We start from the raw sequence: 21,394 nt of genomic DNA, 5'->3' as shown, positions 1-21,394 counted from the left end.
TGAGCTTTATAAAATGGAACTGGAAAAAAGCAAAGGGTACAAACAGGTGACTAAATGGCTAAGGAAAACCCGAAGAAAGCCCTTTAAATTTCAAACCGATGCCTGGCAGTATTATGCCGAGGGTTATAGCGGCCTTATTAACGCCCCTACTGGTTTTGGCAAAACCTTCTCCATTTTCCTGGCTGTGGTGATTGATGAAATCAACAAAGAAGCAGACCAACCCGGGTTGAAACTCATCTGGATTACTCCGCTCCGCTCGCTGGCCAAAGACCTGGCAAGGGCCATGCGTGAGGTTTGCACAGCACTCGAACTCAACTGGCATATAGGTGTCCGTAACGGCGATACGCCGCAGGATGAAAAACTGAAGCAGAAAAAGCAGATGCCCGAGGTGCTCATCATCACCCCTGAAAGCATTCACCTCCTCCTGGCACAAAAAAACACATTCAGTTTTTTCGATACATTGCAATGCATTGTAGCAGATGAATGGCACGAACTGCTGGGCAGCAAACGCGGGGTAATGACGGAATTGGGTATCTCCAGAATTAAGGGTCTGCTTAAGGAAAGGCAGCCTGACCGCTTGCTCAGGATATGGGGCATATCTGCAACTATAGGTAATATGGAACAGGCCATGGAAGTGCTCGTGCCTTATGCAGATGCGTTAAAGACCATTGTAAAGGCAGACCTGGAAAAGAAAATCGACATCAGGTCTGTTTTACCCGATCATATAGACCTGTTGCCATGGGCAGGGCATCTTGGACATAAACTGGCCGAAAAACTCCTGCCAATAATCTACAAAAGCAAAACCACCTTAATTTTCACCAACACCCGCGGACAGGCGGAACTCTGGTACCAGACCCTGCTTGGCCTGGATGAAAACCTGGCTGGAGTGCTGGCCATTCATCATGGATCGATAGACCATGAATTGCGGAACTGGATTGAAGACGCCTTACATTCCGGTGCCTTAAAGGCAGTGATCAGCACCTCTTCATTAGACCTGGGGGTAGACTTTAAACCCGTTGACACCGTTATACAGATCGGCTCACCAAAGGGTGTAGCCAGGTTTTTACAACGTGCAGGCCGGAGCGGACATTCGCCATACGAAACCTCCACCATTTACTTTTTACCGACCCACGCACTGGAACTGGTGGAGGCTGCTGCAATTAAAGAAGCAGCCAGAACACAAAATATTGAAAGTAGGGAACCGGTAGTGATGGCCTTCGACACCTTGATCCAGTACCTGGTTACCCTTGCCGTAGGCGATGGGTTCGATGAAGCAACACTATTTTTTGAAGTAAAGGAAACCCATGCTTTCCAGGAACTGCTGCCCCAGGAATGGAGCTGGATCATGCAGTTCATTACCACTGGAGGCGACAGCCTGACCGCATATACTGAGTTCAGCAAGGTAGCGAAGATTGACGGACGCTGGAAAGTAGAAAACAGGCGGACAGCCATGCGCCACCGCTTGCAAATAGGCACCATAGTAAGCGACCCCATGCTGAAGGTTAAATTTATAACCGGTGGCTATATAGGCATGATTGAAGAATCTTTTATATCAAGAATGAAACCTGGCAACAGCTTTACCCTGGCTGGCAGGGTACTGGAATTCATCATGATAAAAGAGATGACGGTTGTGGTCAGGAAAAGTAAGTTAAAAAGGGCGATCACCCCAAGCTGGATGGGTGGGCGCATATCGTTGACAGCTAATCTGGGTGCCATTCTGAGAAACAAATACAACGAAACTTTAGATAAAACGCATCAGGACATAGAGCTGGATTTCATCTATCCTTTATTTCAAAGGCAGAAAAAAGCTTCGCATGTGCCTAAAGACAATGAGTTTCTGATCGAACTGATCACAACAAAAGACGGATACCACCTGTTTGCCTATCCCTTTGAAGGCCGCCAGGTACACGAAATCATGGCTGCACTAATTGCTTACAGGCTAAGCAAAACCCAGCCTATTTCATTTTCTATTGCCATGAACGATTATGGATTTGAATTGCTGAGCGAACAAAATATCCCCATAGACGAAAGAGACATTAAGGCATTGTTCAGCCCCAAAAATCTTGGAGAAGACATTGTGGCTAGTGTAAATGCCACTGAAATGGCAAGAAGGAAATTCAGGGATATTGCCTGTATTTCAGGTTTGGTATTCCAGGGTTTCCCCGGCAGATACATAGCCAATAAACATCTGCAATCATCTGCGGCTTTATTCTTCAATGTATTCAGCGATTATGACAAACATAATTTATTGTTAAGACAAGCGTATGATGAGGCTTTCTATCAGCAGATTGAAGAGCCCCGGCTGGCCGCAGCGCTGCAACGTATACAGTTGAGCAAAATTATAGTCGTAAAAACGGACCGTTACACCCCACTCTGCTTTCCCATTAAGGTAGATAGCCTGAGGGACAGCATGAGTTCTGAAGAGTTGAGCCAGCGCATTGAAAGAATGACTGCGGAAACCGAGAAGAAAACAAAAAGAAAACATGACAATTAATTTTAAAGGAGAACAGCTGGTCCTGAGTACAGAGAGGGCAATTTATTGGGAAGCACAGCAGATGCTCATTGTAAGCGATCTGCACATTGGCAAATCTGCGCATTTCAGAAAAAATGGCATACAGGTACCCTCAACTGTCGGAACCACCGATCTGCACAGGCTCAGCAATTTGATAACGCAGTTTATGCCTGAAACCCTCCTGGTTACAGGAGACATGTTCCACAACAACATCAACAGTGATGCAAATGCCTTTATGGAATGGAGGAAAAAATACCCGGATTTAAAGGTGGTACTGGTAAAGGGGAATCACGATGATCTGAGAAATGAAGACTATGAAGCACTGGGGATCACCGTACATTCTAAAGAACTGCTGCTGTTTCCTTTCCGGTTTATCCACGACAAACCGTCAGCAATTGATGAGTATTACAATATTTCCGGACATATTCATCCCGGTGTCATGCTCTATGGTAAAGCAAGACAGCAATTGAAGTTCCCTTGTTTTTACTTTGGTGCCGATTGTGCAGTGTTGCCGGCTTTTAGTGTTTTTACAGGATTAAAAATCATGACACCAGGTAAAGGCGATAGTTTTTATGTCATTACCCCGCAAAAAGTGGTTAAGCTGTAACCGCAACCTGCAAATTTTTAATCCACTTGTCGAACATCTCCTGTTCAATTTTAATGACCACTCCGGCATGCGCCTCCCAGTCTGCCGAAAATGTTTTCAACTGGTTCAGCATCTCTTCCAGGTGCCCCTCTTCTTCCAGGATAATTGACTTCACATTGACTTTGCTTCCCGCACCGGTTAAAACCTCCTGATAAACCGGGTAAAGCTCATCTGCACGTACTTCAATCGCATAGGTAACAAACAAATAGGCTGCAAATTTCAATTCATATCCGCTTAAGTTAAAATGCTGCTTCAAATAGCGGCAAACAGCAACGTCTAAAGCGTTTAAATAGAATTTGGTATGGTTGGGTGTAAGCAGTTCATCGCTGGTATAGGTTTTACATAAATTCCCATCCAGTTTATCGAGTTGCTTTTTCAGGTAATAGGCATGACGGTGCTCCTCGGCAGCGTGTTTCAGGACAATCAGGTTCACTTGCTCCTTGTGTTCTGAGGCTGAGATTTTCTTTGCGCCTGCGTTTTCCATGTACGACAAAGTATTTAACCATTTGGCGTGCAAAACGTTGTCTTTCACTATATGCTCTAAAATTGCCTGAAGCTGCATGTTATATATCTTTTAATGCCTGTAAAATAGTTTGGTAAATATACTCCAGATCTTCATTACTGATCACATATGGAGGCAAAATATATAAAATATTGCCCAGCGGGCGCATAACAATACCGCGTTCCAGGAAGTAAAGATACAACTGGTTCCTTAATCCATTAAGATAACAAGTATCAGTACCGGTTTCCCATTCCATAGCCAGGATGGTACCCCTTTGCCGGATGTTTTTCAGTTTCGGATGCCCCCCGATCTTTGCCGCAAATGCCTGGTGACTTTCGCTTATTCTTTTGATGTTAAGCAGTGTGTCAGGTTCGAGCAAAATATCCAGACTGGCCAGTGCTGCGGCACAGGCTACCGGGTTAGCTGTAAATGAGTGCCCGTGGTATAGCGTTTTTAATTTATCCTCACTCAAAAAAGCATTAAACATTTTATTGTTGCAAGTGGTAACGCCCAAAGGCATGGTTCCTCCGGTCAAGCCTTTAGACAGGCAAAAGATATCCGGCCTGTTTTGCAGCGCTTCACAGGAAAAGTACTTTCCTGTACGCCCAAAGCCAGTCATCACCTCATCAGCGATGGTCAGGATCCCATGTTTCTGACAGCACTCAATCAACTGATCCAGGTAGGCCGCATCATACATCAGCATACCACTGGCACCAAGCACCATAGGTTCGAAGATGAAACAGGCTACTTCATTTGAAAGGTAATTGATCCTGGATTTCAACTGTTCAATATTCCCGGCATTGGGCAGATCTATAAACTCTACATCAAACAACAACGCGTTAAAGGGGTCAGTAAATATACTGCGGCCGCTTACAGACATGGCCCCAAAAGTATCACCATGGTAAGCCTCTTTAAATGCGATGATCTTTGTACGTGCCTTGCTGGTATTGGTCCAGTATTGCAGGCACATCTTTAAGGCCACTTCTACGGCTGTAGATCCGTTATCACTGTAAAAGACTTTTGTCTGATCTCCCGGCAATAAAGGAAGCAAACGCTCGGCAAGTTGCACGGCGGGCTCATGGGTAAAGCCCGCAAAAATAACATGTTCCAGCGTACGGAGCTGCTCCGCAACTTTCTCGGCGATATGGGGATGCGCATGTCCATGGATATTCACCCACCAGCTGGAAACTGCATCGATATACTTTTTGCCATCTTCAGCAAAAAGGTACACCCCCTGGGCCCTTACAACCGGAACATGTGGCAAGGGGTCTTTCATTTGCGTATAAGGGTGCCAGATTACTTTTTCATCACGTTCGGCCAGGCTCATGAATGTATTTGTTTTAGCAACAGCTCAATTGCTGTTTTATCCGTTTTAAAAGTCACGTCCTCCGTTTTGAGTTCGTTTATATTGATCCATCGGAACGACTGCAGGGTATTCTGGTCAAAGTCGAATGCAATGGTTTTAAAATTCAGTTTTAGTGGGCTTACGGCTTTAACCAGATAATAAATACTCAGGATCTGACTGTCGTTAAATGAGGATTGTTCGTAGAAATCTGTGGTATATAAGTGATACAGCACTTCGATTTCCGCATTGCATTCTTCTATGAATTCGCGTTTCAATGCATCAATTAAGCCTTCCCCAAGTTCCAAACCTCCTCCCGGAAATTTACTGAACCTGCGATCGCCCGATTGCTCGTCACTGATCAGCACTTCATTATGCTCATTAATCAACAGCCCGTATACCCTAACGTTAAAATAACTCATTGCTGGTCGAAATGTTTTTGGTTTTTGGTTGCATTTTCAATTGTCCATTCAATCTCGCCCCTGAATGCTTCCTGTCTGACCGGACATTCCTTCATGCGGCAATAATTACAGCAGGCAGGCAAACAGGGGTCGGCATGGATAAAAAGTTCTGTTTTACGGTGCGCCTTACCATTAATCATTTGGTCAATTTCAGATATTTCCTGGTGCACCTTGTTCAGATCGAAATAATACGGCAGGGTAATGTGACAATCGATGTGCAGATCTGCCCCATATTGCTGAGCTCTTAGGTTATGTACATCAATCCAGGGATCTTTACGGTTCTTTTGCAGTATATCAATAATTGTGGCTACCAGGTCAACATTACTTTCATCCATCAGACCACCTACCGAACGACGTGTGAGCTTGTACCCATTGTAAATGATGTAAAGCCCTAACAGTATGGAAATTACGCTATCAAGCCAGTATATTTCTGTGAGCCTGATCAGCAGGATGCCAATCACCAGACCCGCACTGGTAATTGCATCGGTTAAAAGGTGCTTACCATCGGCTTCAAGCGTTATAGATTGATGTTTCTTTCCTGTATTGATCAGGTAATAGCCTACAAAAAGGTTTACCAATCCAGTTGCTCCTATAATGGCAGCACCTTCATACAGCTGGGTAATTGGTTTTGGATAAACCAGGTCATAGCCCGATTTAAAAACAATAATCACCCCGGCAATGGCAATCAGCGTTCCCTCGATAAAAGCTGAAAAGAACTCTACTTTTCCATGTCCGTAAGGATGGTTTTCATCTTTAGGCAGCGTAGTCAGGTAAATGCTGTAAAATGCAAAGCTAGTGGCCAGTACGTTTACGATACTCTCGGCAGCATCTGTAAGTATGGCATTGGAATGGGTGATAAAATAGGCAACAAATTTTGCCAGCATGAGCACGATGCTGATGCACAATGCGGTTAATATGGCTTTTTTCTGAGGTTGCAAATTGCTGAGTTTAGCATCCAAAAGTACAGTTTAGCTGTCAATTTATATAAAAAGTATTTTTTTTAATTTATAATGGCGTGAGGTTCATATATTTGTTTCCGCACAAAATTTAATTTGCCTTCGCACCAATTACTATGACATTTTTATCCAAAAGAATCAACAACCTATCGGAGTCGCAAACCATCAAAATGGCGAAGTTAGGTAGAGAACTATCCGCACAAGGGATAGACGTTATTAACCTTAGTTTCGGGGAACCAGACTTTTTTACACCTGATTTTGTTAAGGACGGAGCCAAAAAGGCTATTGACGACAACTTCTCTTATTACAGTCCAGTTTCAGGCTACCCTGAATTACGCAAAGCTATTGCTGAAAAGTTATTGAGAGAGAATGGGCTGACTTACAGCTTTGATCAGATTGTAGTTTCTACAGGTGCCAAACAGTCGCTGGCCAACGCCGTAATGTGTCTTGTTGATCCGGGAGATGAAGTAATTGTACCTACTCCTTACTGGGTATCTTATTCAGAAATGATCAAACTTGCCGAAGGCGAGACGGTATTTATCAATGCTACCGTAGAGAATAATTTTAAAATAACAGGCGCACAACTGGAAGCTGCGATTACGCCTAAAACCAAATTGTTCATGTTCTCTTCTCCATGCAATCCTACAGGATCAGTATACAGCAAAGAGGAGCTGGCAGATCTGGTTGCTGTTTTTGAGAAATACCCGAACATCTACATCATTTCTGATGAGATTTATGAGCACATCAACTTTGTGGGTAAACATGCTTCAATTGCAGAATTTGATTCCGTGAAAGACAGAGTGATCCTAATCAATGGTTTTTCTAAGTCCTATGCAATGACTGGCTGGAGATCTGGCTATATGGCTGCAAACAAAGAAATCGCCAATGCCTGCGATAAATTACAGGGGCAGATCACTTCAGGCACCTGCTCTATAGCCCAGCGGGCCTCTCTTGTTGCCTATCAGGGCGGACTGGAATCAGTAAACCAGATGGTGGCCGAATTTAAAAGCCGCAGAGATATCGTATATGCTTTGTTAAAAGAAATCCCGGGCATTAAAGTGAACCTGCCGGATGGTGCTTTCTATTTCTTCCCTGAAGTAAAAGCTTATTTTGGTAAAAAGAATGGCGACCAGATAATTACTAATGCAGAAGACCTGTGCCTGTATTTATTAAATGAAGCACATGTATCAACAGTTACCGGAGAGGCTTTTGGTAATGAAGATTGTATCAGGCTTTCTTATGCTGCTGCTGAAGATAAACTGAGGGATGCCGTTTCAAGAATAAAAGCAACTTTAGCCAAACTGAGCTAAGCAAAACATCATCAATAGTGCAAAACATTTGCACAAAAAAGTCTGGTTATTATAAAATAACCAGACTTTTTTATATCCAGTATATAAATAAAAATAGCGAGTTTATGCTGATCCGCCATTCTAAAAAAGAAGCGCATGCCAGGAGAAAGCCTAGGAATTTTTGCGCTCCTTCGGCGCAAAAGGTTCCAGCTTTCGAGTGGTCATGTCTTCTTTTTTAGCGCAAAGGGAAGCCATATTAGGAGCGGATCGCTTCTACAGGATCTAACCTTGAGGCCGAGTAAGCCGGCCAGAAACCGGATATGGTGCCAATGATAAATGACACGCCAATTCCAAGAATTATATTTTTCATAAACAATACCATTTCGAAGCCCAGGGCACCGGAAATGAGCGTTACGATATAAACCAGGAACAAACCAAGCAAACCGCCCAACAAACAAAGTGCAATGGCCTCAAATAAAAACTGTAACAGAATGAAATAATTTTTGGCACCCAACGACTTCTGAATGCCTATGATATTGGTACGTTCTTTAACAGAAACAAACATAATATTGGCGATGCCAAATCCGCCTACAAGAATAGAAAAGCCCCCAATTACCCATCCCGCAATATCTACCACCCCGAACATTACATCCAGTTGATTAGAAGCAATCGTGCTTTTGTTTAATGCAAAATCATCATCTGCACCAGGCCTGATTTTCCGGATGGCCCGCATGGCCCCACGAATTTCACTTTCAATTTCATCCAGAGCAATATGCTCTTTACCTCTTACCGTTACAGTTGGGTCATAACGTCCATTTTCTATATCAAACAAACTTTTTGCAAAATTTAAGGGAATCAGGATATTCTTATCCTGCGACATACCCAGCATATCTTCTCCCTCCTTTTTAAAGACGCCCACAACGGTTAGGCGTCGTCCCATTGCAATGATCTTTTTGCCCACGGCAGGTTCACCGTTAAACAGGCCTTCGGCGATATCTGCTCCCAGAATGATCACCGGGGAACCGGCTTTACCTTCATTTTCCGTAAAATATCGGCCCTCCTGAAAATCTATGTTCCAGGTTTTGTTAAAGTCCTGCGATGCCGCTTTTAAACCCGCTCCTTCTACAGAATTGCTCCGATATTTCACCGTCCTGCTGTCTGCATAAATTTCGTAAGAGACCCCTTCCGCATGCTCCAAACGTTCTTTAAGTGCGTTGTAATCTCTTAAAGAAGCCTCTGGCCTGTTCATATACTTCCACCAAGGGTAATCGCCAAACCCACCCCAGGGCCATTTCTGAACGAAGATGGTCTTTGAACCCAATTTATCTATGCTTTCCTGAAGTTTGCTCCTAAAAGTATCAGCGGCGGAGAATACAAAAATGATGGCAAAAATACCTATGGTAATTCCCAGTAAGGAAAGCATGGTACGCAATTTATTTTGGCGCAGGGCATCAGCTGCAAACCTAAAACTTTCGCCTATTAGTCTGAAAATAATCATAACGTTTAGACCAAAGCTAGCAAAAAAGGTTACAGCAATTCGTCTTATAATTTCAAAAAAGTAAAGCCCGGCCTATATCAGTTAAAAACCAGCCTACTGCTTGGTCATGCTTACACTTAAAACCGAAGGCAATCTCAATACCAGTTTCTCGAAAAGTGCCCTGTTTACAGTATTGCTAACCAGAATGGTATTGTTTGGCGCAGTACGTGTTGTTTGTCCAAAGTCGCTCGCAACAAGCCCCTTCACCAGGCCATTCAATTCAATAGTGACCCTGGCAATATATTTACCTTGTTTAATTTCGATTCTTGGGGCCTCCAGCTTAAACACCTGAGAAACATTCAGCTGAACAATAACAGGTATCACCGTACCCGAGGCTTCTATATAAGTCCCTTTAAGGATCAGTGGCGGGTTACTTACTGACTCGCTAACAGTGATCTTGAATTCATTTTTCTCATATACACCTGAAGACAAAAAAACGGTGCCCGATAGCGAATCTGGTTTTAAGGCATTAACTGCATACAGATTTTTCGTTTCCAGTGAAATAGGGTTCCCTCCGCGGGTAGCGCTGAATTCGACTTTTGAAATGTTTATACCTGCACTGCTCCAGTTAACACTACCTGGTGTACCGGCAGGTACAATGGCACCGCTTGCACCTGAGTTTGCGGTCAAAGACGCATTCAGGTTAATGGCATTGAAGCTGTAGCTAAGTTGTGTATCTGTGGTATCGCTGCTTTTGGTACAACCTAATAAACACACAAACAAAAAAAATGCAGCAATAGTAAAGTAGATTTTTTTCATGTGAAACAACTTTAAGGTTTATAAAAGATTTTAGTTACAATAAAGATAATTAAAACTATAATCGAATTCTGTAGAAAATCTGAAGATGTCCAGATTGAGGCATAAAATTATTGAAGAAACTAATTTATCGGCAGGCAAGAAAATAATTATACATTATTAAAAATTATATTTCGTAAATTTGCGCCCTAAAATATTACATCAAACATATGAAGTTATCTCAATTTAAGTTTAATTTACCTGAATCACTGGTTGCCAATAATCCTTCAGAAGAGAGGGATGAGGCCCGTTTAATGGTTTTACACAAGGATAGTGGTAAAATTGAACATAAAATATTTAAAGATGTTTTAGAGTATTTCGATGATCAGGATGTGATGATCCTGAACAACACCAAAGTATTTCCAGCCCGCTTGTACGGGAATAAAGAAAAAACAGGTGCTACTATTGAGGTATTTCTTTTAAGGGAACTAAACAAGGAACTTCGCTTATGGGATGTTTTGGTTGATCCGGCCCGTAAAATCCGGGTAGGCAACAAACTATATTTTGGAGATGATGACCTGTTGGTTGCTGAAGTTGTTGACAACACCACCTCACGTGGCCGGACTATCCGTTTCCTTTTTGATGGTACAGATGAAGAATTCAGGAAAAATATTGAAATCCTGGGTGAAACTCCCCTGCCAAAATACATTAAACGTAAAGCAACTGCGCAAGATAAAGAACGCTATCAGACTATTTTTGCAAAACACGAAGGAGCCGTTGCAGCCCCTACTGCAGGTTTGCATTTTAGTCGTGAATTAATGAAACGCCTGGAGTTAAAAGGTGTAAACTTTGCTGAGGTTACTTTGCACGTTGGTTTGGGCACATTCAGATCTGTTGAAGTAGAGGATTTAACCAAGCATAAGATGGATTCTGAGCAATTTATCATTGAACAGAAAGACGCGGATATTGTAAACAAGGCAATTGAACGTAAAAAAAGGGTATGTGCAGTTGGCACAACTTCAATGCGTGCTATAGAGTCGGCTGTTTCATCCGCAAGAACCTTAAAAGCAGCTAACGATTGGACCAGCAAGTTCATTTTCCCTCCATATGATTTCAGCATTGCAAACTCAATGATCACCAATTTCCATACACCAGAATCTACATTGCTAATGATGGTAAGTGCTTTTGGCGGATATGATTATGTAAGACATGCATACGAGGTGGCTTTAAAAGAAAAATACCGTTTCTATAGCTATGGAGATGCGATGCTGATCATCTAAATGCGCAGATGAAATATTATGCAGTTATAGTTGCAGGTGGCTCTGGCAACAGAATGCAAAGTTCCGTTGCCAAACAGTTCTTATTGCTGGATGGAAAGCCACTGCTTATGCATACTATTGAAGCTTTTAATCGGTGCCCCTTAAATCCGGAAATCCTACTGGTGTTGAATATCCACCAGCATAGTTACTGGGAAGAACTTTGTGCGGTCCATAACTTTGACATCTATCATCAGGTAATTAAAGGTGGCGAACAAAGGTTCCATTCTGTCAAAAATGGATTAAGGGCCATTACAGGTAAGGGGATTGTAGCGGTTCATGATGCCGTAAGGCCCTTGGTTTCATCAGACTTAATTCTAAGATCTTACCGGAATGCCGAAGAGCTGGGCAATTGCATCCCCTGCATTCCACCTTCAGATTCGGCAAGAAGGTTATTAAATGATGGTACAAACGAAGCCTTGAGCAGAAATGAACTTACATTGGTGCAAACACCCCAGACATTTAATGTGGATGTCTTAAAAAAAGCATACCAGGTTCCTTTCAGAAATGAATTTACAGATGACGCTTCTGTAGCTGAATATTCCGGGCATAACATCTATCTGATTGAAGGCGAAAGGAAAAACATAAAGATTACCTATCCTGAAGATTTGGAGATCGCTGCTATCTTCATGAAAAATAGAAACTAAACTACTTTAGTTGCACAGCAGATGTGCTGTGCAACTAAAGCTATCGTATTATGCGGCTCTGTTAATAACTTTTAACAGAATTGCAATTACTGCAATGACCAGTAAAATATGGATTAATCCACCCACATTAGGGCCGAACCCATTAAAAAAGAAGCCAATAATCCATAATATTACCAATACTACGGCCACAAGATAAAGTAGATTTCCCATAACAATTAATTTTTAGATATATGTTTTTTAAGTATGGCATAGGGTATCATTTGCCCCATGACATTACATTAACAATAACCAAACTAAAAAGTTCTGAAAATAAAAGGCCCTGGAAAATCCAGGGCCTTTATACTTGTTATGGTTTTTAATTAAACCTTAATATTCATCTTCATTAAAAAAGAAGTCATCCTTTGTCGGATAATCAGGCCAGATCTCTTCTATAGTTTCATAGGGTTCGCCATCATCTTCCAAAGCTTGTAAATTTTCGATCACCTCTACAGGTGCGCCTGATCGTATACCATAATCAATCAATTCATCTTTTGTTGCAGGCCATGGAGCGTCTTCCAGGTGCGATGCGAGTTCTAGTGTCCAATACATATTTATTACTATTAGGTTATTCAAATTTATTTCGCAAAAGTATATTAAAAAACACGAGCAAAACAAACTTTTTTTCCACTATTTTTGTTACTATAGCTTTGTTTTCCAGTTACATCTGCTCTGACTGTTTTACAATCGCGGAATCCAGATATTTTCCTCTGTTTTAGCTTCTGAATTCAGTTTTCGTGCCAAAACAAACAAATAATCACTTAAACGGTTCAAATAAACAGTCATTTTTTCGTCAACAAAGCTATCAGACGCTAAATGAACGGTTAAGCGTTCGGCCCTGCGGCAAATGCACCGGGCAATATGACAATAGGAAACTACAGTAGTTCCGCCAGGGAGTACAAAATGTTTCAATTCTGGTAACGTTTCGTTCATGTTGTCTATTTCCTGCTCCAACAGATTGATATCGCTCTCATGAAGATCCGGGATCTTCATCCTCGATTTTTCCGGATCAGCAGCCAAAGACGCCCCAACCGTGAAAAGGCGGTCCTGTATTTCCTTCAGTATTTTTTGATGATGCACTTCAATATCCTGGCACATAATCAGGCCGATATAAGAATTCAATTCATCTACAGTGCCATAACATTCTATTCTTAAATGAAATTTAGGCACCCTGGTACCCCCTATCAGCGATGTTAATCCTTTATCACCTGTTTTGGTGTATATTTTCATCCGTCTTGCTAATTTATCTTTTCAAAATCATCGCCCTTTTCTTTTAATCCGGATAAACGGGGCGAGACCGTTTTAATGTCAGTGTTTTGGTAATCCTTTTCAATCAAGCCGTCGCGCATCCTTACAATCCGGTGTGCATGCTGTGCAATATCTTCTTCATGCGTCACCAGGATGATTGTGTTTCCTTTACTATGAATCTCCTCCAAAAGCCCCATAATCTCAATAGAAGTCTTTGTGTCCAGATTTCCGGTAGGCTCGTCAGCCAGAATAATGGATGGGTTATTGATCAAAGCCCTTGCAACTGCAACCCGTTGTCGTTGTCCACCCGAAAGTTCATTAGGCTTATGGCCTACACGATTCCCAAGGCCTACATTCTCAAGCGCTATGAGGGCACGTGCATCCCTGTCTTTTTTATTTGCACCTGCATAAATCAGTGGTAAGGCCACATTGTCGAGAGAGGTGGACCGAGGGAGCAGGTTAAATGTCTGAAAAACAAAACCGATTTCTTTATTCCTTACCTCGGCCAGATCATTATCACTCATATGACTAACATTGGTACCATTTAAAACATAATCACCTTTACTTGGTGTATCCAGACAGCCTAAGATATTCATTAACGTAGATTTCCCTGAACCAGAGGGGCCCATCAAAGCAACAAATTCGCCTTTATGAATGTCCAGCGTAACCGACTTTAATGCATGTATCACTTCAGATCCGATGACGTATTTCCGGCCAATATCTTTAATGTTGATCAAGGCTTTATCTGTCTTTCCATTCAATATACCCAGCTTAGCTGATGTTGCTTCTTTCTCCATCACTTTTTTATTTTTTAGACACGAACTTGTATTCCGATGTTACAAATTGTGCTATTTTTCTATGATCTTTGGCACCAGGAAGAAATTTTCATTATGAAGTGCAGCATTTTTCAATCCGTCTTTTACACTGATTTCCTGTTTCACCTGATCTTCGCGCCACACATTCTCTCCGACGTTCATATACACTAAAGGTTCAACACCGGTAGTGTCCAGCTCGTTGAGTTTCTCCATAAATGTAAGGATCTTGTTCATATCCGGTATCAATGCAATCATCTCCTCTTCTTTTACCGCAATTCTTGCCAGATTTGCTACTTTATGTATGGTTTGCTTATCTATAATCATTAATCACAAGTTTACTGTTTATCATCTCAAAAATACGGTCTTTTAATTCATCTGAATCATCTATTGTCAAATTAACAGTTAGAACAGGTTTATGAACATAAATATTGCATACACCAGGAGATGATCCGTATTTCGATCCGTCATCCCACATTCTTTTCCAGATATCTGTTAAGCTAACTGCCACAATAGGTACCTTATTTTCTATTGCCAACCGGAATGGGCCGTTTTTAAACGGCATAAGCTTTGGGGGATAGTGTTTATCATCAATTCCTCCTTCCGGAAAAATAATCAGGCTCATCCCCTGTTTCAGATTTTCAGCGGCCCTTTTAAATGCCCGGAAAGCAGAAATCCGGCTTTCGCGATTAACAGGAATGTCAATGGTTTTAAAAAATATTTTCAGCACCGGGTTTTTGAGCAATTCCTCTTTTCCCATAAAATGAAAACGTCCCCTAGCCAGGGTACAGAGAATCATAATATCAAGGTTAGAGGTATGGTTTGAGCAATAGATATACGTTTCCCCTTCTTCCAGCGGCTCTTCAAAAGTAAAACGGAATGAAGTACCGATAAAAAAAGTACAAAGCCGGCTGTTTAATTTACGTAACCAGTTTAGCAGATCATAAGTTTTAGGATTTTGCGCCGATAAATAATAAAAAGGAAAAAAAATAATTGAGAATAAAAGAATAATAAAAATGGAGTAAATTCTATGTGCTTGCTTCAGGTGGTCAATCATGGTTTTCAAAAATAATAAATACAGACTGTATGAATACAAAAAAGTATTTTATTAATTTCGGCCTCTTGAAATAAAAAGCAATATTCTAATGAAAGAAACGGTAGTTAGTGGAATCCGTCCAACAGGGCAGTTACATTTGGGAAATTATTTTGGTGCAGTAACCAACTTTGTAAAAATGCAGTATGATTACAATTGCTATTTTTTCATTGCAGACCTTCACTCACTAACCACCCATCCTACCCCTCAAGACCTGCATGGTTATGTAAGACACGTTCTGGTAGAATATCTTGCCTGCGGAATTAACCCCGAAGAAACAACCATCTACATTCAGTCCGATGTTCCTGAAGTTGCTGAATTGTATTTATACCTGAATATGAATGCCTATATGGGTGAACTGGAGAGGAGCACTTCGTTTAAGGATAAGGTAAGGTCGCAACCCGACAATGTAAATGCAGGCTTGTTGACGTATCCTACCCTGATGGCGGCGGATATCCTGATCCATAAAGCAACAAAAGTCCCTGTGGGTAAAGACCAGGAGCAGCACCTTGAATTTACACGTACTTTTGGTAATCGTTTTAACCGGCTCTACAATTCAGATTATTTCCCTGAAGCCTTTGCTTTTAACTATTCGCAAAACCTGGTTAAAGTACCGGGACTGGATGGGAATGGTAAAATGAGTAAATCAAGCGGCGATGGCAATTGCATTTACCTGGCTGACAGTCCGGAAATTATACGTAAAAAACTATCCCGTGCAGTAACAGACAGCGGGCCAACTGAAGAAAACCAGGTAAAACCGGAGGCCATTCAGAATTTATTTGACCTGATGAAAATTGTTTCTCCTGCGGATACACTTGCACATTTTGATGAATTGTATAATAAAATGGCCATCAGGTATGGTGATTTCAAAAAACAGCTGGCAGAAGATATGATTGTATTCAATACCCCTATCCGCGAGCGTATTGAAGACTTATCCAAAGACAGCGCTTATTTACGCCAGGTGGCCAAACATGGCGCTCTAAAAGCCAGAGAAAGTGCCCAGAAAACGATTAAGGAGGTTAGAGAACTGATTGGGTTCAAATCATTTTAATAAAAAAAATAAAAACACTACCTTTCTGATCTACAAGAATAAAATATGCACATAGCAATAGTGGGAAACATTGGCGCAGGAAAAACTACTTTAACAGGGTTGCTTGCAAAGAATTACGGCTGGGAGGCCTTATATGAGGCAGTAGACAACAACCCCTATCTGGAAGACTTTTACTCCGATATGAAACGCTGGAGTTTCAACCTTCAGATCTATTTTTTAAACAGCCGTTTTCAGCAGATAGTAGATATTCAGAATTTCAACAGGAATGTAATTCAGGACAGGACTATTTATGAAGATGCGCACATATTTGCCGATAACCTTCATGAAATGGGTTTGATGACTACCAGAGACCATCAGAACTATAAAGCCATTTTTGAAAATGTAACCTCTTTTATTAAACCGCCCGACTTGCTGGTATATCTGCGAGCCTCGGTACCTACCCTGGTAAACAATATACAAAGAAGGGGCCGTGAATACGAAACCAGTATCCGCATAGACTACCTCTCAAAATTAAATGAGAAGTACGAAACCTGGATTAAAAATTACAACCTTGGCAAACTGCTGATTCTGGACAAAGACAAGCTTGATTTCACCAATAACCCGGAAGACCTGGGCACCATTATCCAATCTATAGAAGCCGAAATTAACGGACTGTTTTAGGATGAAAGTACTCGGCATTATACCTGCACGTTTTGCTTCTACCCGTTTTCCAGGCAAGCCGCTGGTGGAAATACAAGGCAAAAGCATGATCCAAAGGGTATATGAGCAGGCCTTAAAAGCCGAAAGTTTAACCAAAGTGATAGTTGCTACAGATAATGAGCGGATTGCAACCGAAGTAAGTTCATTTGGAGGGGTCTTTGTAATGACGGCCAGCACCCATCAGAGTGGAACGGACCGCTGTGCCGAGGTAGCCCGTCATTTTCCCGATCATGAGATCGTCATCAACATTCAGGGAGACGAACCATTCATCAATCCTAAACAGATTGATCTGCTCGTATCTTGTTTTGAACAGAAAAACGTACAGTTGGCCACACTGATCAAAAAGATCCATACCGAGGAAGAATTATTCAACAATAACATCCCAAAAGTGGTGATCAACAGCCGACAGGAAGCGATTTATTTCAGCAGGCATACCATTCCCTATATCAGAAATGCAGAGAAAGACCAATGGCTAAACAGCCAGCAGTTCTATAAGCACATAGGAATTTATGGCTATACTACCCGCAGCTTGCAGGAGATTACAAAACTAAAGCCTTCTGCGCTTGAAATCGCAGAAAGCCTTGAGCAGTTAAGATGGATAGAAAATGGCTATGCCATTCAAACCAAGGTTACCGATATAGAAACTATAGCTGTAGATACGCCTGAAGATCTGAAAAAAATAATTTTTAAACCATGAAAAGCCATCTACTCCCTGTTTTGTTATTCATGCTATCTTTCGCTGCCTGCAGTCCTTCGGGAAAGGAAACCAAAGGTGAGATAGAAGACCGGGTAGTATTAAAGCCATTTAGCGATACAACAAAGGTAGATACCTTTAAGGTTTCGCTTACCGGTGAGGTAGTAAAAGATATGAATATCCAATTTACCATTACCGCCCACAACGGCAGGCAAATTTATAACAAAAATTTTAAGGCTACCGATTTGATTGACAACTATAAATCTACGGTAGACCTCAAAAAAGAACGCAGCCAGATGGCCTTTATAAACGAAGAGTATAAGTTGTTTTTTGAAGATGAAAACTTTCTGGAGCCAGCTGTTACCGAAAATGAAAATCCAGACAAGAACACTCCGGATACTGTTTTTTATAACGAATTAAAAAAGTCTGCCTTAAACGGATTTAAATATCGTTCAGGTAAAGAGACAAGCGTATACATCGCCTGGTCGGAAAGTGCGCAAAAAGTAAAAATCTACTATAAGTGCTGCAAATAATCTGTTGATAATTTTATTGCTAAAAAACCTCTTTTCTACAATGCAGAAGCAGGTCTCTTCACAAAAAATCAATACTTTGTAGAACTCATCAAAAAAAAATAAAAATAATATTATGATTGTTATAAATTTTATATTATGTTTATATAATCAAACAGCAAATAGTGTTTGATTTTTTTTAACCAGCATATTCTAACCAAATATACATTTATAGAAAGGCCCGGGTTTGTCCGGGCCTTTTTTATCACCATCTCTTCGGCTGCTTCTACTAGCCAAGCTAATCGTAAGTGTGCATTTTATACTTGTTTATATACATCTATGAGACTTTGCTTAAACAAGGTTTTAATATGAAAATTATGCAGTTGGGCCACTGGGGGCATTTATAGAGCGACTTGTCAAAGTCATCAAAATCTTTAAACGTAAAAGAGGATATTATTTGGAAAAAATTAATGCAGACAAGAAAATAGTTCTTAGCTTTAAGAACTCCGCTTGGTTCTTACGTGGTAATTATGCTGAAAAAGACTTTTATATTTATTCTTTTTACATTTTCTGTACTTACCGTCTGGGCACAAAAAGCAAATATAAGAGGCGTAGTTACCGACACCGTTGAGAAAAGAAAATTGGAAAATAGCGCGATATTGCTGATCCGGTCTTCAGACTCTGCAATGGTAAAGACAACACGCGCAGACCGGAATGGTAAATTTGAGCTCAAAAACCTATCGGCCGGCGATTATAAGATACTCATCTCCTACCCCAAAATGGCCGACTATATCCGCAACCTGAGGATATCTGACACTTCAAATATTGTTTTAGGAGATGTGAATATGGAGCTGAAATCCAAGGTATTAAAAGAAGTTGTAATACAGGCAACCAAAAGTGCTGTGAGAATGAAAGGCGACACCCTGGTATTTCAGGCTGACAGTTTTGCTGTCAGGGCCAATGCCAATGTCCAGGAATTACTGAAAAGATTGCCGGGGATTGAAGTGGATAAAAGCGGGACCATTAAAGCCCAGGGGAAAATGGTAAAAACAGTCCTGGTTGACGGGGATGAGTTTTTTGGAGATGATCCTCTGCTGGCCACAAAATATTTAAAGGCCAACGCAGTTGAAGAAATACAAGTGTATGATAAAAAGAGTAAAAGCGCCGATTTAACTGGAATAGATGACGGCATAAAAAACAAGACGATCAACATTAAATTAAAGGACAATGCAAAAAATGGTTACCTGGCTACCATCGACCTAAATACCAATGTGTCAGATTTGGGTGATTATGGTGGAATGGCAGGTATATTTAAGAATAAACTCAAAGCGGCCATTTACGGCAATTACTCAAATCTGAACAACGAATCTAAAATAAACAACTCCATGCGCAAGCTGAAAGGCGAGGAATATGATCTCATAGAAGTTGGCGATGACGGGAGTTCTATTATGTATGTATCGGGTGATGATGATGAAGATTATATAGCTGCGTCGGGTGGCTTACCAAACAATTTTGGTATCGGAGCTTATTATGCCGATAAGTTCAGTAAAGATAAAATGGGATTAAAACTGAATTTCAAAAGTTTTGACAACAACAATGTCAATCTCACAACCACCAATTCACAGGAGTTACTTCCGAATGAGACAAAGTTTTTCAGTTCCGGTAGAACAGCAAACAATGCAAATGTTGCCGGAGAGTCTGTAAAAGGAACATTCAACTACAATACCGATGCCAAATCCATTCTAAAAATCTCATTTGGCGCTAGCCGGAACAGGAATGAAAACACTGCTGTAGGTGGAAATGAAACCCGTGGTGACAATGGTATTTTCATCAGCCAGAATAAGCAGGAGAATACAGGGAACGGCCACAGCGATATATTTAATGGAAATATCAATTGGTCCAGAAAATTCGAGAAAAAAGGCCGTACAATTTCCATCGACCTTCAACCAGAAAGCCAGAACAGCAATAGCACCGAAAACAGTACAAACCGCACAGTTTACTTCAATGCCAGCGGGGACAGCATCAGGGTTGAAAACACTGATCTGAGAAAAAAGAACACCGGTAAACAGAATTCTATAGGAATGCGGGTCAATTATACAGATCGCCTTACCAAGAGGTGGACTTTTGAAACCGGATATAGTTTCAAAACCATATCATCCGGCAGCAACCGTCTGGTATTTGACAACATCGCAAGCAACCCAAAAAAAATAGATTCCTTAAGTAACGACTTTAAGTTTATTAATTTTTCCAATGTAGGCAAAATGATCTGGCAGTACAGTTATGAGAATTTTTCGATATCAAGCGGACTTGAAGCTACGCAAACCAATTTTGAACTGAAAGACCTGGATAAGCAGACCGACTTTGAAAGAAGCTATCTTAACCTATCGCCCCGTACCAATCTCCTGTATAAGATAAACAACAGTAATACACTTGCAGTTAATTATAATGGGTATATGCAGCAGCCAAGTATAGATCAGCTTCAGCCTGTAAGACAAATAAACACGCCTTTGTATCAGATTATTGGAAACTCTGCTTTAAGACCTTCTTTTACAAATAGTTTTGGCCTTTCTTATAATAGTTTTCAGTTCAATTCAGATCAGTATATCTCGGCCTACTTTAATTATGGTTTTACGAATAACGCTATTGTGAGCACCGAACTTGTAGACGATTTCAACAAACGGATTTCCAGTTTCATCAACGCCAATGGCAACAATTCTATCAGTGGCAATCTGAGTTATTCCAAAGGTTTTTCTAAATCTCACCTGCGTTTTGGAATTGATGTGGGGTTTAACCGTTCCAATACCATAGCCATTATCAATGCCACACAAAACAAAGCCGCAAATACCCAATATAATTTAAGGGGATCACTTAATTATTATACACAGCAAATTGAGTTCAGCTATATTCCATCTGCATCTGTCATGACAGGAAAATCATCAATCGGAGAAATTAACGATGGAAGAAGTCTTACTCACAATCATGAAATCTCCGGAACGGTACAACTGCCCTTCAATGCCGAATTCAATACTTCTTTCTCGCTATCTTTCAGACCAGCCAATGCATCATTTGGACAAGACCTGAACACTGCAATATGGAATAGCTACCTGTCGGCAAAACTCCTGAAAAGCGAAGCACTCGAAATTAAGTTATCCGTTACAGATATACTAAACCAGAAAATTGGTTACAATAGGTTCGTAGGAGGCAACGTTACAAGTGAAGATACCTTTAGTTATATCCCAAGATATGTGCTTATCGGATTAAATTGGAATTTAAGTGGTAATTTTATAAAAAAAACAACAGAGCGGTAAC

22 protein-coding genes are annotated in these 21,394 nt (G+C 41.0%); 10 read left to right on the top strand and 12 right to left on the bottom strand.

Annotated features, from left to right (window positions below):
- Positions 1-13: 13 nt before the first annotated feature.
- Together B9A91_RS14530 and pdeM are read left to right on the top strand one after the other, a co-directional pair.
- Positions 14-2,494: a ligase-associated DNA damage response DEXH box helicase gene (locus B9A91_RS14530; RefSeq protein WP_084239747.1), complete on the top strand. Its 2,481-nt coding sequence runs from the start codon at positions 14-16 to the stop codon at positions 2,492-2,494.
- Positions 2,484-3,119, top strand: a complete 636-nt coding sequence (gene pdeM / locus B9A91_RS14525) for a ligase-associated DNA damage response endonuclease PdeM (RefSeq protein ID WP_084239746.1) — start codon at positions 2,484-2,486, stop codon at positions 3,117-3,119. Before B9A91_RS14530 ends, pdeM begins: the two co-directional genes overlap by 11 nt.
- Here the strand turns inward: pdeM and B9A91_RS14520 are convergent.
- Genes B9A91_RS14520 through B9A91_RS14505 form a run of 4 tightly spaced genes read right to left on the bottom strand, consistent with a single transcriptional unit; the run spans position 3,109 to position 6,422 of the window.
- Positions 3,109-3,720 carry a hypothetical protein gene (locus B9A91_RS14520; RefSeq protein WP_084239745.1) on the bottom strand — a complete coding sequence of 204 codons (612 nt, stop codon included), beginning with the start codon at positions 3,718-3,720 and terminating at the stop codon, positions 3,109-3,111. The two genes, pdeM and B9A91_RS14520, sit on opposite strands and share 11 nt — an antisense overlap.
- Position 3,721: 1 nt before the next feature.
- The gene (gene bioA, locus B9A91_RS14515) at positions 3,722-4,987 is read right to left on the bottom strand and encodes an adenosylmethionine--8-amino-7-oxononanoate transaminase (protein ID WP_084239744.1); all 1,266 of its coding nucleotides are present in this window, start codon (positions 4,985-4,987) and stop codon (positions 3,722-3,724) included.
- On the bottom strand, positions 4,984-5,424 hold the full coding sequence (locus tag B9A91_RS14510; protein WP_084239743.1) for an NUDIX domain-containing protein: 441 nt from the start codon (positions 5,422-5,424) through the stop codon (positions 4,984-4,986). The genes bioA and B9A91_RS14510 overlap by 4 nt, the downstream gene beginning before the upstream one ends.
- On the bottom strand, positions 5,421-6,422 hold the full coding sequence (locus B9A91_RS14505) for a cation diffusion facilitator family transporter (RefSeq protein WP_084239742.1): 1,002 nt from the start codon (positions 6,420-6,422) through the stop codon (positions 5,421-5,423). Before B9A91_RS14505 ends, B9A91_RS14510 begins: the two co-directional genes overlap by 4 nt.
- Before the next feature lie 113 nt (positions 6,423-6,535).
- Between B9A91_RS14505 and B9A91_RS14500 the strand changes: the two genes are divergently transcribed.
- Positions 6,536-7,729 (top strand): pyridoxal phosphate-dependent aminotransferase, encoded by a 1,194-nt coding sequence (locus tag B9A91_RS14500; protein ID WP_200815665.1) that lies wholly within the window; start codon positions 6,536-6,538, stop codon positions 7,727-7,729.
- A gap of 235 nt (positions 7,730-7,964) precedes the next feature.
- Here the strand turns inward: B9A91_RS14500 and B9A91_RS14495 are convergent, their stop codons facing one another.
- Positions 7,965-9,206 (bottom strand): ABC transporter permease, encoded by a 1,242-nt coding sequence (locus tag B9A91_RS14495; protein WP_084239741.1) that lies wholly within the window; start codon positions 9,204-9,206, stop codon positions 7,965-7,967.
- Between the two features lie 93 nt (positions 9,207-9,299).
- Positions 9,300-10,004: a hypothetical protein gene (locus B9A91_RS14490; protein WP_084239740.1), complete on the bottom strand. Its 705-nt coding sequence runs from the start codon at positions 10,002-10,004 to the stop codon at positions 9,300-9,302.
- 206 nt (positions 10,005-10,210) lie between these two features.
- Between B9A91_RS14490 and queA the strand changes: the two genes are divergently transcribed.
- Together queA and B9A91_RS14480 are read left to right on the top strand one after the other, a co-directional pair.
- Complete coding sequence (queA, locus tag B9A91_RS14485; protein WP_084239739.1) at positions 10,211-11,260, top strand: tRNA preQ1(34) S-adenosylmethionine ribosyltransferase-isomerase QueA; 1,050 nt, start codon at positions 10,211-10,213, stop codon at positions 11,258-11,260.
- A gap of 8 nt (positions 11,261-11,268) precedes the next feature.
- Entirely contained in the window at positions 11,269-11,943 is a 675-nt protein-coding gene (locus B9A91_RS14480) for a 2-C-methyl-D-erythritol 4-phosphate cytidylyltransferase (protein WP_084239738.1), read from the top strand.
- A 48-nt stretch (positions 11,944-11,991) separates the two neighbouring features.
- Here the strand turns inward: B9A91_RS14480 and B9A91_RS23980 are convergent, their stop codons facing one another.
- The 6 genes from B9A91_RS23980 to B9A91_RS14455 form a co-directional block, all read right to left on the bottom strand.
- Positions 11,992-12,153 (bottom strand): lmo0937 family membrane protein, encoded by a 162-nt coding sequence (locus B9A91_RS23980; RefSeq protein WP_144008948.1) that lies wholly within the window; start codon positions 12,151-12,153, stop codon positions 11,992-11,994.
- 156 nt (positions 12,154-12,309) lie between these two features.
- Entirely contained in the window at positions 12,310-12,531 is a 222-nt protein-coding gene (locus B9A91_RS14475; RefSeq protein WP_008240955.1) for a DUF2795 domain-containing protein, read from the bottom strand.
- A gap of 129 nt (positions 12,532-12,660) precedes the next feature.
- A complete protein-coding gene (locus B9A91_RS14470) occupies positions 12,661-13,209 on the bottom strand; it encodes a cob(I)yrinic acid a,c-diamide adenosyltransferase (RefSeq protein ID WP_084239737.1) in 549 nt (182 codons plus the stop codon).
- A gap of 8 nt (positions 13,210-13,217) precedes the next feature.
- Positions 13,218-14,024: an ABC transporter ATP-binding protein gene (locus B9A91_RS14465; protein WP_084239736.1), complete on the bottom strand. Its 807-nt coding sequence runs from the start codon at positions 14,022-14,024 to the stop codon at positions 13,218-13,220.
- Positions 14,025-14,075: 51 nt separating this feature from the next.
- The gene (gatC, locus tag B9A91_RS14460; RefSeq protein ID WP_084239735.1) at positions 14,076-14,366 is read right to left on the bottom strand and encodes an Asp-tRNA(Asn)/Glu-tRNA(Gln) amidotransferase subunit GatC; all 291 of its coding nucleotides are present in this window, start codon (positions 14,364-14,366) and stop codon (positions 14,076-14,078) included.
- Entirely contained in the window at positions 14,353-15,096 is a 744-nt protein-coding gene (locus B9A91_RS14455; protein ID WP_084240234.1) for a lysophospholipid acyltransferase family protein, read from the bottom strand. The genes gatC and B9A91_RS14455 overlap by 14 nt, the downstream gene beginning before the upstream one ends.
- 88 nt (positions 15,097-15,184) lie before the next feature.
- Here B9A91_RS14455 and trpS point away from each other — a divergent pair, with 88 nt between their 5' ends.
- From trpS to B9A91_RS14430, 5 genes are all read left to right on the top strand, one after another.
- Positions 15,185-16,183: a tryptophan--tRNA ligase gene (trpS, locus tag B9A91_RS14450; protein WP_084239734.1), complete on the top strand. Its 999-nt coding sequence runs from the start codon at positions 15,185-15,187 to the stop codon at positions 16,181-16,183.
- A 45-nt stretch (positions 16,184-16,228) separates the two neighbouring features.
- Positions 16,229-16,843, top strand: coding sequence for a deoxynucleoside kinase (locus B9A91_RS14445; RefSeq protein ID WP_084239733.1), 615 nt, complete (start codon positions 16,229-16,231; stop codon positions 16,841-16,843).
- A gap of 1 nt (position 16,844) precedes the next feature.
- Positions 16,845-17,579 carry a 3-deoxy-manno-octulosonate cytidylyltransferase gene (gene kdsB, locus B9A91_RS14440; protein WP_084239732.1) on the top strand — a complete coding sequence of 245 codons (735 nt, stop codon included), beginning with the start codon at positions 16,845-16,847 and terminating at the stop codon, positions 17,577-17,579.
- Entirely contained in the window at positions 17,576-18,109 is a 534-nt protein-coding gene (locus B9A91_RS14435) for a hypothetical protein (RefSeq protein ID WP_084239731.1), read from the top strand. Before kdsB ends, B9A91_RS14435 begins: the two co-directional genes overlap by 4 nt.
- A gap of 506 nt (positions 18,110-18,615) precedes the next feature.
- Entirely contained in the window at positions 18,616-21,393 is a 2,778-nt protein-coding gene (locus B9A91_RS14430; protein ID WP_084239730.1) for an outer membrane beta-barrel family protein, read from the top strand.
- Position 21,394: the final 1 nt, after the last annotated feature.

This window comes from Pedobacter africanus, from assembly GCF_900176535.1.
In the GTDB taxonomy this organism is placed as follows: Bacteria; Bacteroidota; Bacteroidia; order Sphingobacteriales; family Sphingobacteriaceae; genus Pedobacter; species Pedobacter africanus.
The sequence above is the reverse complement of the archived record's forward strand: the minus strand, read 5'-3'. Positions and strand labels throughout refer to the sequence as shown.